8 protein-coding genes are annotated in these 13657 nt (G+C 61.7%); 4 read left to right on the top strand and 4 right to left on the bottom strand.

What is annotated here, in order from left to right:
- Positions 1-68 precede the first annotated feature (68 nt).
- Positions 69-488, top strand: coding sequence for a hypothetical protein (locus tag ACOY6C_RS15835; protein ID WP_420906490.1), 420 nt, complete (start codon positions 69-71; stop codon positions 486-488).
- Positions 489-1014: 526 nt separating this feature from the next.
- Here ACOY6C_RS15835 and ACOY6C_RS15830 read toward each other — a convergent pair.
- From ACOY6C_RS15830 to thiD, 4 genes are all read right to left on the bottom strand, one after another.
- Positions 1015-4968: a PAS domain S-box protein gene (locus ACOY6C_RS15830; protein ID WP_420906489.1), complete on the bottom strand. Its 3954-nt coding sequence runs from the start codon at positions 4966-4968 to the stop codon at positions 1015-1017.
- 396 nt (positions 4969-5364) lie between these two features.
- On the bottom strand, positions 5365-6900 hold the full coding sequence (locus ACOY6C_RS15825) for a hypothetical protein (protein ID WP_420906488.1): 1536 nt from the start codon (positions 6898-6900) through the stop codon (positions 5365-5367).
- A 6-nt stretch (positions 6901-6906) separates the two neighbouring features.
- A complete protein-coding gene (locus tag ACOY6C_RS15820) occupies positions 6907-8304 on the bottom strand; it encodes an MBOAT family O-acyltransferase (RefSeq protein WP_420906487.1) in 1398 nt (465 codons plus the stop codon).
- A 339-nt stretch (positions 8305-8643) separates the two neighbouring features.
- Complete coding sequence (gene thiD, locus ACOY6C_RS15815) at positions 8644-9489, bottom strand: bifunctional hydroxymethylpyrimidine kinase/phosphomethylpyrimidine kinase (RefSeq protein WP_420906486.1); 846 nt, start codon at positions 9487-9489, stop codon at positions 8644-8646.
- A 33-nt stretch (positions 9490-9522) separates the two neighbouring features.
- Between thiD and serA the strand changes: the two genes are divergently transcribed.
- The 3 genes from serA to ACOY6C_RS15800 all read left to right on the top strand — a co-directional run bounded on the left by serA (position 9523) and on the right by ACOY6C_RS15800 (position 13586).
- Positions 9523-11106, top strand: a complete 1584-nt coding sequence (gene serA / locus ACOY6C_RS15810; RefSeq protein WP_420906485.1) for a phosphoglycerate dehydrogenase — start codon at positions 9523-9525, stop codon at positions 11104-11106.
- Between the two features lie 150 nt (positions 11107-11256).
- On the top strand, positions 11257-12054 hold the full coding sequence (locus ACOY6C_RS15805) for a hypothetical protein (protein WP_420906484.1): 798 nt from the start codon (positions 11257-11259) through the stop codon (positions 12052-12054).
- Positions 12055-12734: 680 nt separating this feature from the next.
- Positions 12735-13586, top strand: a complete 852-nt coding sequence (locus ACOY6C_RS15800) for a 3'-5' exonuclease (RefSeq protein WP_420906483.1) — start codon at positions 12735-12737, stop codon at positions 13584-13586.
- Positions 13587-13657 lie beyond the last annotated feature (71 nt).

Genomic DNA, 13657 nt, shown 5'->3' with positions numbered 1-13657 from the left:
ATCGCTCCCCACGTCGCCAGGGCGGCGGGTTGCGCGGTTGGACGGACAGATGGCGGATCGCCTTGTGGATGATCCCGTTGCTGGTGTTGTGGGGCTGTTCGGAGAGCGCCACCGATCCGATGCTGGCGAATCTGACCGCCAAGGATGGCATGCTCGACACCCTGGAGCGGCTGGTTCGTCCCACGCGCTACTGGACACGCAAGGTGGCCGGGCTGGAGAGCGAGGTCGAGGCGTTGCGCACCCAGTTCCAGTCCCGCACCGACGCCTATCATGCCGGTCTGCTGCATCGCCGTGAGGCGGTGCGCGAGGCGGTGCGCGAGGCCAAGGAGCGTCAGGAGGAGACCCAGGAGGCGCGCATCGAGGCGATCCAGAAGCACCGCAACGAGCTGGCCCGTTCCCGTGACGAAGCCAAGGAGGCCGGACGCATCCTGCGCGTCCAGATGGCTCTGCTGCGCAAGGCGCGCGAGCAGTTGGAGCAGCATCGTTAAGTGCGTGGCAAGTGGGGGGGCGACCAATAGATTGCCACGGGAGACAAGTCAACGGGGTCCAGGGGCCAATGGCCCCTGGTGGGGTTCGGGGCGAAGCCCTGAGGTCTTGACTCTTCCTTTGTGACTTTGACTTTGATTCTCGCGCGCTTTTCACGATAAGCGGTTTTTCGCGCCTTTTGCGAAAAACCGCGCAAGCGCGCGCCGTCTCATGTGCCCCCCTCCGTTGCCCGTAAGGGCATAAGGAGGGGACGAATTGCCTGTCAGCACAACAAGCCGCTTCCGGCGGCCTGTTCGAGGCAAGGCGAAGATGAGTCGTTTTGCCAAAACCGCAAAACGACTCATCTTCCAAGGCAGCGCGCAGCGTTTTTTTCGCAAAAGGCGCGAAAAAAACGCTTTTTTGTAGAGCGCGCTAAAAACAAAGATAAAAGATAAAAGATAAAACCTCGGAGGCTCTGCCTCCGAACCTCCGCCGGGGGCCTTCGGCCCCCGGTCCCCCGCGACGGTTCCCCCCCTACCCCTCCACACCCTACCTCACCACATGCCCGCCCGGGCTGGACACAAAACGTCCGATCATCTCCAACAACAACTTCTTCTTGAGCGGCTTGGCCAAATGAGCATCACAGCCAGCCTCGAGACACTGGGCGACATCCTCCTGCATGGCATGGGCAGTCAAGGCGATGATCGGCAACCGCTCCCAACCCTGCTCCCGCTCCATCCTTCGCCAGGCGCGGGTCGCCGAGTAACCATCCATCACCGGCATGCGCATATCCATGAAGACCAGATCGAATCGCTCCTTTCGCATCGCCTCCAAAGCAAGCATGCCATTCTCGGCCATGCGCAGCTCAATGGCCGATCCGGCCAGATAAGCCCCAACCAACATGCGGTTCTCCTCGGAGTCATCCACCAACAGGATGCGTCGCCTGGTTTGACCATCCGGAACCGGATCCTCCAACGGAAGAAGCAAACGTTCCCGCATCTCTTCCAATCCCAACGCCTGACGCACGGTACGGATCAGATCCCCGCGACGCACCGGCTTGAGCAGATAATGGCTCACCCCCAGAGTCTGACACTGTTGCAACACCTGCTCGTGATAGACGGAGTTGAGCATCAGGATCGGCAACACCGCGTTGTTCGTGGCGCGCCAGCACTCCGCCATGCGCGGACCGTCCAGGGTGGGCATGTTGACATCCAACAGCACCAGACGATAGGGCCGCTGACCGGCCTGGGCCGCCTCCAGCATGCGCAACCCCTCAAGGCCGTCCACAGCCTCGTCCACCTCGGCGTGGAATGGCTCCAGATACTCCCGGAATACCAGTCGGTTGTCCGCGTGATCATCCACCACCAGAATGCGCACCCCGCTCAACTCCGGAAGCGGCGACTCGCTGCGCACCGCACCAACCTGAAAGGGGATGGTGCAAATGAAGGTCGTGCCATGGCCGGCACAACTCTCCACCGCGATTCCACCGCCCATCTTCTCCACCAATCGCTTGACGATCGCCAATCCAAGACCCGTGCCCCCGAAACGACGGGTGATGGAAGAGTCCGCTTGCACGAAATTGTCGAAAATATGCTCCAGCCGATCCCTGGGAATGCCGATGCCGGTATCGATCACCCGAAAGGCGATCCATGCCCGATCGTCCTGGCCGCTCCCCTCGGGTGGGGGCACAGGCAACGCCTCGAGCCGGATGGAACCCCGTTCGGTGAACTTGACCGCGTTGCTCAGCAGATTGAGAAAGATCTGCCGCAAACGGGTGGGATCGCCGGATAGCCACTCCGGAACCTCCGGATGGATGTGTTGCACCAGGTGCAACCCCTTGGCATTGACCCGTGGCGACAGAATGTCGCACACCACGTTCATCTCCTCGGCCAACTCGAAGGGGATGTTCTCCAGGGTGAGCTGGCCGGCCTCGATCTTGGCCAGATCCAGAACATCGTTGATGATCCCCAGCAAATTCTCGCCCGCCGAACGGAATACCTGCACGAACTTGCGTTGACCGGGTTGCAGCTCGCTCTCCCACAGCAGATCCGCCATGCCGAGAATGGCGTTCATCGGCGTGCGGATTTCATGGCTCATGTTGGCCAGAAAGTCGCTTTTGGCCAGGTTGGCGGCCTCGGCGGCGTTCTTGGCATGACGCAACTCCTCCTCCATGCGCTTGCGTTCGGTAATGTCCCGATTGCTGGCCCGGCGTCCGAGAAACTCCCCACCCGCTCCGAACACCGGACGACAGCCATGGCTGATCCAGCGGATCGATCCATCCGCGTGGATGATCCGATAGTCGATATAGCCCTCCTCCGGGCTGTCGATCCACGCATGATGGGCGATCATCCGCTCCACATCCTCGGGATGGATGATGGAGGTCAACAGCGTCGGATCCGCCATGAAACGGGCGGCGGAGTAGCCGGTCATGGTCTCGCAGGAGGGAGACATGAAGACGATGCGATGCGCGGAATCGACCCAGTACTCCCAGTCGTAGGTGAAATCCAGAACCGTGCGGAACATCTGCTCGCTCTGGCGCAGCCGCTCCTCGGCCTGTTTGCGTTCGCTGATATCCCGCCACGCCACCAGCAGAGCCTGACGGTCCTCGAGGTCGATCCGGGAGACGGTCACCTCGGCCCAGAAATCCACGCCATCCAGCCGGCGGTGCAGCCATTCGAAGCGGTGTTCTCCCCGCTCCAGGCTCTCGCGAATCACCTGGGCCGCAGCCTCTCGCGAGGTGCGACCGTCCGGTTGATGATCCGGGGAGAGCTGATCCGGCCTCTTGCCGAGGATCTGCTCGCAGGTGCCATGCAGCATCCGTTCCGCGGCCCTGTTGCAGTCCGAAATGAACCCTCCATCCAACTCCATGATCAGATAGGCATCCGGGGAGCTGTCGAAAAGCCGTTGATAGCGTTTCTTGACCCCTTCCAGAACCTGTTGCTGTTCCTGCAACGCCTTTTCGATGGCAAGCCGGTCGGTCACGTCGGTGCAGGAGCCGATGAAGCCGGCGAAACTCCCCCGTTCATCGTAGCGGGGCGCGCCATTGTCCATCAGCCAACGCCAGGCGCCGTCGTGACGCCGCAGCCGGTAGAGCATGGAGAAGGGTTCGCGCCGCTGGAAATGGGCCGTATAGATCTCCATGCAGCGCTCCAGGTCATCGGGATGAACCCCCTTCACCCACCCGTCGCCGCACTCCTCTTCCAGGGTGCGTCCGGTGAAATCCAGCCAGCGCTGGTTGAACCAGTCGCACCCCATGTCCAGACCCGACACCCAGATCAACACCGGCGCGGAGTTGGCCACGACCCGGAAGCGGGCTTCGCTCTCCTCGAGCCGGGAGCGCAGCTGACGAAGGGCGGTGATGTTCTCGATGGCCGCGACCATGAAATCGGGTTCGCCACCCACTCCTGGGATCTGGCTGACATTCAGCCGACCCCACACCTCCCCACCATCCCGGGTGTGATACCGTTTTTCCAACTGATAGGTCGTGATCAGATGGTCACGCAGCTTCTCGATAAAAGTCTGGTTGACCGCCATGTCATCGGGATGGGAGAGCGTGGCGATGGCAACGCCGCGCAGCTCTTCGGGGTTGACATACCCGAGCATGTCGGCAAAGGCGCGGTTGGCCTCCAGGATGCGCGACTCGCGCGGGTCGGCCCGCACCAGGCCAATGCCCGCATGATCGAACATGGCGCGGAATTTGGTTTCGCTCAAGCGCAACGCCTCGCTGGCCCGTTGCTGGTCGGCCAGCCGGTGCCGCACCGACCGGTAGTAAAGCAGCAGCAATCCGAGCATGGCGCCGAGAAAGAAAACGTGATCGATCCAGATGTGACGAACCGCGTCCGTCTCGTGTTCCCGATAGGGGCGCAGCGGCAGACGCACGCCGATGCCGCCGCGCACATCCCCCACCCGGTAGCCTTGCCAGGCATGGCACTTCAAGCACCCCTCCTGGGTGATCATCGGTCGCATCAGACGCAACGTGGCGTCCAACCCCTCGCCCAGAATCGCCACGACCTCCTGTTCCCCCTGTTCGAAGGCGCGCAGCGCCTCGGCCTCCCAGGCATCGGGGCGGTTATCCGGATTGAGCGGCCTGTCGGAGACGAGTCGCCCCTGGATGCCGTAGAGATCGGCGTATTCGCCCATCAACTGGCGCAGCATGTAGGCCGGATTCATCAGGGTGAGCCGGCGCCCGGAGGGGGTGACGACATCCCGTTCCGGGATGTGGGAGAGATAGGGATTGGCCGGGGTGCGTGCGTCCTCGGGCACGTAGACGCCGCCATGGCGGGTGGCCCACTGACGAAAAGCCAGATCTTTGGCAAAGTTGGCGCGGGCGGTTTGGATGGCCAGCTCCATGCTCTGTTGTTGCGCATGGTGGATCGCCGAAGACAGGGAGACGAGCGTGCCGATGGTCAACAGCAGGCCCAACACGACCACCCAGAAGGTGAAACTCTCCTGAATGCGCTCCGATACCTTCGATCTGATGATCCGCGCCAGCGTTGGGATCATGCCACGCTCTCCACCTGAACAGTCGATGCCACGCTTGCCTCAAGTCTGGCGTAGTCCGGATGGTTTTCCCCCATCCCACCCCCCCCTGACAGCTTTCCAGAATGACCACGACTACCGTAGCAGTGTGCCTTGTTGCTACTCAATTTGCAAGATCGATCTTGCCTTCTTCATCCAATCAGAAAAGAATGCCTGTTTTGCAAGAATCCGCCACCCTCTTGAACGCGGGGCCCGCCTCACAGATCGCCATCCCTGGGAAACCCCTGCAAACCCAGGTTGGATCCTCCAGATTTCGATGGAAGTTGAACATGAAAATCAAGAAAATACAGCAAATCGTTTATATACGCTCACGCACACCTGTCCACACCATCCGTCAAAGCTCCGAAAAATCGTCCGACCTCACGGTCTGCGGATACTCCAATCGATGCGATCCTGAGAAACCGCCCGTGCATCGACACCAGCAGCCGATGCGCTTCTCTCCAGATGCGCGCGGAAATGGTTCAACCGTTCGGCATGCTTGCGATACTCGTCATGCAGAATCTCCGGCCACACCCCCTGGAAACTCGCGGGACAGTCTGGATCGGGTGGTGGCGGCTCCCGCATCCAGAAATCCAACCGGGCCAGGGTCTGCTCCAACAGGGTTCTGCCACGGGGCGAGTCCCAGCCCGCCCTGGTCCACTGTCCCAACAGATGCGACGCCACGGAGGGATCCATGACGTCATAGCGACGATAGGCCCGCCCTCCCGAGGTATCCACCTCCCGCAACGCCCGACGGTAATCGTCGGGAATGGCCGGCTCCTGGGCGAAAATCATTCCGCGCATCCGCTCCGGCGGCGGAGCGTCGCGCCACCAGCCGGATTCGGCCATCAGCAAGACCAGATGGGCCGCGTGCAGACGCGCGCCGGTCCAGGTCGGATGCAACGGATCGTAGGTGGTGAAGGCGACCGGGAAGCACGCCTGATAGTCGGTATAGCGCAGCGCGGAGGAGAAGATGGCGGCCAGCTCGCCTCGGAACCTGGCAAAATCGGCGTCGTTTCGTTCGGCCCTGGTGTAGCGTTTGTCGAAATCGATGGGCAGATTGGCGCCGATGACCGGCATCCGGGCCTTGTTCAGAATCCCGATCAGATCGCGCAGGTCGGCCAGGTGACCGTCGCGACCCTGGGCATAGAGCGACCAGTCGAACAGCGTCGGATCAAAGCCGGCGGGCATGGCCATCATCCGGTTTTTGTCCACATGGAGGATGCGGCTGGGTCGGGAGCCGCTCAGCGGCTCGACCAGCTCGAGCAGCGGGGTCTCCCACAGACCGCGCAGTTCGTTACGGTAGAGGGTCAGACGCAGGAAACGGTTCACCAGGTGATCGGCAAACATGCCCACATCGTAGTTGCGCCACCAGAACCCCCAGGGAAGACGTTCGAAGATGCCCGGACGGAAGAAATGTTCCGCGTGGAAATCCTGTAGAGCCAGCTTGAAGCGGTCGGAAAAACTGATGTAGGCGACCTGGAGCACCACCAGATCGACCTCCATCTCCATGGCCAGCATGGCGCGTTGCAGGATGCTCGAGGCGACGATGCCCGGCGTGGAGAGATCGAGCACCTCGAAGCGACCCGGCGCGAGGGCCTCGAGCATGCCCCGCAGATGGCGGGAAACCCGTCCGCCGGTGGTGGCGTGGGAGTTGGAGAGATAAAGAATCCGTGCCACGCCCGGTGGTTTGGGCGGCACCGGCGTTTGACCCGAATAGTCCTTGAGCAGTTGCGCCAGGGGAATCCGTTCGAAAGCGCGCGTTTCGAGCGGGCGACGGTTTTCGCCCTCCAACCGTGCGCCGAGGGTGATTTCCAACCAGGCCAGCACCCCGATCAGGAGCAGGGCGCCGACGATCCGGAGCCTTTCATGCAGACCATCCCGCTTGCCGAACCGGTTGATCGAGGTCACATCCATGGCGGCTCAAAACTGGAAGTAGATGAATTGGGCGATCTGGGGAATGTTGAGCAGGGCCGCCAGGGCCACGCCCAGCAGCAGGGTGGATTCCCACCAGCCGGCGCTGCCCGGCCACCGCTGGGCGGCATTGGGCAGAAGCAGGGTTCCGGCCATGACCAACACCAGAAAGCCGCCATCGATCGGCGACACCGCGCCGTTGTCCAGACCATGCCCGCCGATCATCCCCTTGAGCACGACCAGGATCTTTTCCGGATCGTGCAGCCGGAACCAGACCCAGCAGACATGCACCACGACCAGGGTCAGGGCGATCGCCACCACCCGCGGCATGCGGGTGACGAGGCGCGTGCCGCGCATCAGGGTATAACCGCCCACCAACGCGCCGTGCAGTCCACCCCAAACGATGAAGTTCCACCCGGCTCCATGCCACAATCCGCACAGCAGAAAGGTGACCAGCAGGTTGAACACGGTACGGATCCGCCCCTTGCGACTGCCGCCCAGGGGAAAATAGAGATAATCCTTGAACCAGGTGGACAGGGAGAGGTGCCAACGTCGCCAGAACTCCTGGATGTTGGGCGCCTGGTAGGGCGACAGGAAGTTCTCGGCGAGTTCCACCCCCATCAACAACCCCAGGCCGATGGCGATGTGGGTGTAGGCAGCGAAATCGAAGTAGATCTGCAGGCCGAAGCCAAAGGCAAAGGTCCAGCTGGAGACCAGACTGTCGAAGCGCCCTTGATCGGCGATGGCGTTGACGATCAGTCCACAATGATCGGCGATGAGCAGTTTCTGGATCACCCCCAGGGCGATGCGATCCAGGCCGGCGCTCCAGTTGGGACGGGTTTTGCCTTCCACCAGGGCGTGCAGCTGGGCGCTCAAATGGGCATAACGTTCGATGGGGCCGGCGATGAGCTGCGGCAGATAGGCCAGGTAATTGAGGAAACTGAGATAATTCCGCTCGGGTCGCACATGGCCGCGGTAGACGTCGATCGAATAGGCCATGGACTGGAAGGTGTAGAAGCTGATGCCCGGTGGCAGCACGAGCGATCTGAGCAGCTCCGGATCCGGCATGGGCAGCCCCAGCCAATCGCCCAGGGGCGCCAATTTCGGCAACAGCATCTTGCCGTATTTGAAGAAACCCAACAATCCGAGATTCAGGCACAGGGTGACGATCAGCCAGCCCCGTCTCCCCCAGGGGGTGACGGCCCGGTCGATGCGCAAGGCGGTGAAAAAGTCGAGGGTGGAGGAGAGCAGCAGCAGGACCAGAAAGAACGGCTCGTTGCCGGAGTAGAACAGATAGGAGAAGAAGAAGATCACCAGACCCCGCGCCGTGCCAGGAGGCGCGAGACGCAGACTCACCAGGAACAGGGGCAGGAGGACGAACAGAAAGCCAATGGACTGGAACAGCATGGCCGGGTTGGATACCTGGAAAGATTGGTGTCGATAATCGGATGATTGTTTCTTCTTACCCTGGAACTCCCGAAGGGAGGTCCAGGGTACGGGGGATGAGGGGAGTCTCCCTCATCATGTCAGTTTACCCTGGAACTCCCAAAGGGAGGTCCAGGGTACGGGGGGTGAGGGGGTTCTCTCCCCAGCATAAGTTTACCCTGGAACTCCTGAAGGAAGGTCCAGGATACGGGGGTTGAGGGGGTTCTCTCTCCCCCCTATCATGTAAGTTTCAGGGAACCGTGTCAACGACTGGACTCGAGTACTTCGACGTTGCCGGAAGGGGTACGCCGCGCCGCCCTCTCAGCCGTGCCACAGCAGACGCTGCCCGCCTCCCAGCGCCAGACTCCCGACCATCGCCGCACGCAACCAGGCGCGCGCCCGTTCGATCGCCTCGTCCAGCCCCAGGCCCTGGGCCAGACCGGTGGCGATCGCCGAGGCCAGAGTGCAGCCGGTGCCGTGGAAGCCGGTTCCGGGCAGACGGGCATCCTCGAACCAGCGGCGGGCGGTATCGCTCTCCAGCCAGTCCCGCGCCATCCCGCCCGCCAGATGGCCCCCCTTGAGGAGCACCGCGCCCGCGCCCAGATCCCGCAGCGCGCGTGCCGCCTCCCGCATCTGCTCGGGAGTCTCCACCGTCAGGCCGGTCAGGGCCGCCGCCTCGGGCAGATTCGGGGTCAACAGGGTGACGCGGGGCAGCAGTTCTTTTCGATACTGCTCCAGCCCTCCGGCCTCCAACAGAATCCCCCCGCCCGTGCCGGCCAGGACCGGATCGGCCACCAGCGGCAGACCGGGATGGTCGGCCAGCACCGCGACCACCGCGCGGACGATGGCCCGGTTGGCGAGCATGCCCAGTTTGACGCAATCGGCGCCGACGTCCGCCAGGCAGGCGCGCATCTGCGCGGCGACCAGTTCCGGATCCAGCGGCACCACGTCTCCCACCGCGCGGGTATCCTGAACCGTGATCGCGGTGACTGCGGTCATGGCATACCCGCCCAAGGCGGTCACCACCTTCAGATCCCCCTGCAATCCGGCTCCGGCCACCGGGTCCGAGCCGGCCACGATCAATACCCGCGCGACTCCGGGAGCCGGCTTGTCAGGCTCCGGGCGCCATGTTAGACTGGAGGGGTTTGGTTTTGGATCGATTTTCAATGGACTTTTTCGCCACTCGCAAGGAACCGCCACATGCCCAAGGTACTCATTTCCGACAAGATGTCCTCCGAAGCCGAAGCCGCGCTCAAGGCACGCGGCGTGGACGTGGATTATAAACCGGGTCTGAGTCCCGAGGAACTGAAATCCATTCTTCCCGCCTACGACGGCATCGCCATCCGTTCGGCCACCAAGCTCACCGCCGACCTCATCGACGCGGCCACCAACCTCAAGGTGATCGGACGCGCCGGCATCGGCGTGGACAACGTGGACATCCCGACCGCCTCCAAGCGTGGCGTCATCGTGATGAACGCCCCATTCGGCAACGCCGCCACCACCGCCGAATTGACCGTGGCCCTGGCTCTGGCCGCCGCGCGTCACATCCCGGCGGCCACCGCCTCGACCCGTCTGGGCAAGTGGGAGAAAAACGGTTTCATGGGTCGGGAGTTGTGCGGCAAAGTGCTCGGCATCATCGGCACCGGCAACATCGGTTCGTTGGTCGTGGAGCGGTTTCTGGGCTTGAAAATGCGGGTGCTGGCGTTCGATCCTTTCATCAGCAAGCAGCGCGCCGAGGATCTGGGGGTCTCCCTCTGCCCGACGTTGGACGAATTCTGGCCTCAGATCGATGTGTTGACCGTCCACACCCCGCTGATTCCGGCCACGCGGCACATCGTGAATGCCGCCGCCTTCGAACGGATGAAAAAGGGGGTGATCATCGTCAACTGCGCCCGCGGCGGCATCATCGACGAAGCGGCCCTGTACGAGGCCCTGAAATCCGGCAAGGTGTTCGCCGCCGGCCTGGATGTCTTCGAGGTGGAGCCGGCCCGTTCCAATCCGTTGTTCGAGCTGGACAACGTGGTCTTCACCCCCCATCTCGGCGCCTCGACCCACGAGGCCCAGGTCAAGGTGGCGGTGCAGATCGCCGAGCAGATCGCCGATTATCTTCTCAAGGGCACGGTGCAGAACGCGCTGAACATTCCGGCGGTCTCCGAAGGTGAACTCGTCACCCTGCGTCCTTATCTGAACCTTGCCGACAAGCTCGGCACCACCCTCGGTCAGCTCAACGAATCGGGCATCAAGCGCATCGAGGTGCTCTTCGAAGGGGAAGTCGCCGCCTTGAGTCGCAAGCCGATCACCAACATGGTGTTGAACAGTCTGCTCAAGCCGATGCTTTCCGGCGTCAATCTGGTCAACGCCCCGTTGATCGCCGAGGAGCGTGGCATCGAGGTGGTCGAGGCGGTGCGTCGTCACTCCAACAAGGGGTTCACCTCGGCCCTCGGGGTCACCATCACCACCGAGGACCGGGAGCGGTGCATCACCGGCACGCTGCTTTACGGCAAGGAGCCGCGCATCGTGGCCATGAACAACATCCCCATCGAGGCCACCCCGGAGGGGAGTTTGTTGTTCGTGGCCAACAACGACGCGCCGGGTCTGATCGGGCGGGTGGGCACCATCCTTGGCGAAGCCCAGATCAACATCGCCAACTTCCATCTGGGTCGCAAGGAGATCGGCGGACGGGCGATCGCCTTCATCAACGTGGATCAGGACGTGCCCCGGGAGGTGATGGAAAAATTGACCAGCGTGCCCAATGTGATCGAGGTCAAGCTGGTGCGGTATTGAGTTCTTGCACCCCGTTTCCCGGTTCTCCGTGTCGTCAGGTGCTTGGAGAACCGGGAATTCTTATCGTCTTCCCGCTTCGACAAAAATCGGCACTCTCCTTGCATAACATCTCAGTGATGACAATGCAATCACCTGCAAGGGGAAACAAACATGAAGAACTGGCAAGCGTCCATGTTGATCGCGTTGGGGTTGATGAGTGCCCCCGTGGTTGGCGAGACTGCGATTCACCGCAAGGCGTGCGAAACCCCCTCCCAGGGGGTGAGTGTCTGTTGGGATGCGCTCTCCGAGGAGAACGTCACCGAACTGCCCGTCCCCTATCCCAAGTTGCATTTGTTGCCGATCGCCCGGCAGGTGGCGGGACAGCCAGAGGTTTTGGTTGACTTCAGCCGCACCATTTTCCGGCAATTGTTGCCTGGTCAGTTGGCCGAGCAGCTGATTCCGGAGTGGAGTCCGGTTTATCATCTGGAAGGGGCGTTGGCCATGAGTCAGAGTTCCGGCTGGCCGGCGTTGTTATGGATTTCGCCGCGTGAGATGCGCAGCAGTTCGCCCTCCTCGCCGGGGTTGTTCGACATGGACGCCTATCTGATCTCCAAGGGCAAGCTGCTTCGCACGGTACGGATTCGGGTGGAGTCGCAGCCCAATCGCAAGCATGACGGGGTGGAGCGCGCTGCCGTGGCGGGTACGTTGTTGGCGGCCACGGGTTCTTTGGTGAGCGAGCCATTGGGTTCGCTGGTGGGGATTGGCACGGCGTATGGCATGGGTCAATCGCAGCCGCCGGAGGCGGGTCAGCCGTTGGAGTTGTTGAGTGAGTTTGCCATGCGGCAATTGATGTTCGTGTTTCAGCAGCCGATGGAGTATCTCCCTTCCGCGCCGACCGAGACGGGGGGTGATCCATGGAGTCGGGAGAATGTTTCGAATCTGATCAAGCGTCCGTTTGCGGGCAAATAAGTCATATGGTGTTCAGGGTGTTGTGTGTTTGAGTTGCCGGGGGAGTGATCCCCCGGTTTTTTTGTCTCCGAGGTTGGGATTGACACTTTGGTTGCCGGGGACCGGGGGCCGAAGATCCCCGGCGGAGCTTCCGAGGTGTTGTTTTTGTTATTGCGGGGGACCGGGGGCCGAAGGTCCCCGGCGGAGGTTCGGAGGCGGAGCCTCCGAGGTTTGGTCTTTAGTCTTTGGCGCGCTCTACAAAAAAGCGTTTTTTTCGCGCCTTTTGCGAAAAAAACGCTGCGCGCCGCCTTGGTTCCAAAGAGGTGTTTTGCGGTGTTTGCAAAACACCTCTTTGGAACCCTTGCCAGAACAGGCCGCCGGAGGCGGCTTGGGGACTGCCATGCCATTCGCCACGCATCGTTGCCGGAAGGCGGCAACGATGCGTGGCACATAAGACCACGCGCTTGCGCACTTTTTCGCAAAAAACGCGAAAAAGTGCTTATCGTGAAAAGCGCGCGAAAAACAAAAGAAAAAACAAAAGAAAATGAACCAGGAAACGTCAAAAACCAAACCTCAGGGCTTCGCCCCGAACCCCACCAGGGGCCATTGGCCCCTGGACCCCGCCAGTTGACCACACCCGTTAACCCACCTTGCACTCAATTGGTCCCCAATCCACACTTCAGAAAAGGTGACTCCACCCCATGTTCAAACAAATCCATAAACTGGTCTGGGCCTTCGACGCCGAATGGATGCCCAATCCCACCGCCGGACGCCTGCTCCATAACCTCCCGGAAGAGGCGGATGACCTCGAGGTCATGGAAACCATGTGGCAAAAAGGCGGAGCCACGGACGAAAATCCCCGCCCCTTTCTCAAAACGATCCTCTGCCGCATGCTCTCCATCGCCGCCGTGCAACGCCAGCAACACGCCGATGGACGGGTGAGCCTCTCCCTGCTCTCCCTGCCCCGCGATCCAAACGCCCCACACGACGAAAAAGAGATCGTGTGGCGCTTTCTGAACGCCATCGGCGAACGCCACCCGCAACTGGTGGGATACAACTCCCTGGCCGCAGATCTGCGCATTCTCGTGCAACGCGGCATCTGCCTGGGAATCCAGGCCCCACGGTTCGCCCTGCGACCCAACAAACCCTGGGAAGGGGTGGACTACTTCGCCAAGGGAAGCGATTGGCACATCGACCTGCGCGATTACGCCACACCAGGCTGGGGATCGGGAACCCCGTCCCTGCATGAACTGGCCGTGCTCTCCGGCATTCCCGGCAAAATGGACGCCAGCGGCGAAGATGTGCCTCGCATGTGGCTCGAAGGTCAACTGGATCGCATCATCGCCTACAACGAACGAGATGCCCTGACCACCTACCTGGTCTGGCTGCGCATGGCCCATTTCGGCGGATTGTTCAACCCGGAAGGATACCTTCAGGAACAACAACGGGTGCGCGAACTGATCGTGGCCGAGTCCGCCAACAAACCGCACCTGCATGACTACCTGGCCGCCTGGGAACGACTGTCACCCGACCTGTTCCGCACGGAGGGGTGATGAGAACCGGAATCGTGACCCACAAGCGGCGCAATTGTTGCATATTTTTCATGAAGACTCCTAAAGCGCCC

The organism is Candidatus Magnetaquiglobus chichijimensis, from assembly GCF_045865675.1.
Taxonomy (GTDB): domain Bacteria; phylum Pseudomonadota; class Magnetococcia; order Magnetococcales; family Magnetaquicoccaceae; genus Magnetaquiglobus; species Magnetaquiglobus chichijimensis.
Note: the sequence above shows the minus strand (reverse complement) of the source record. Positions and strands in the feature narration are given on the sequence as shown.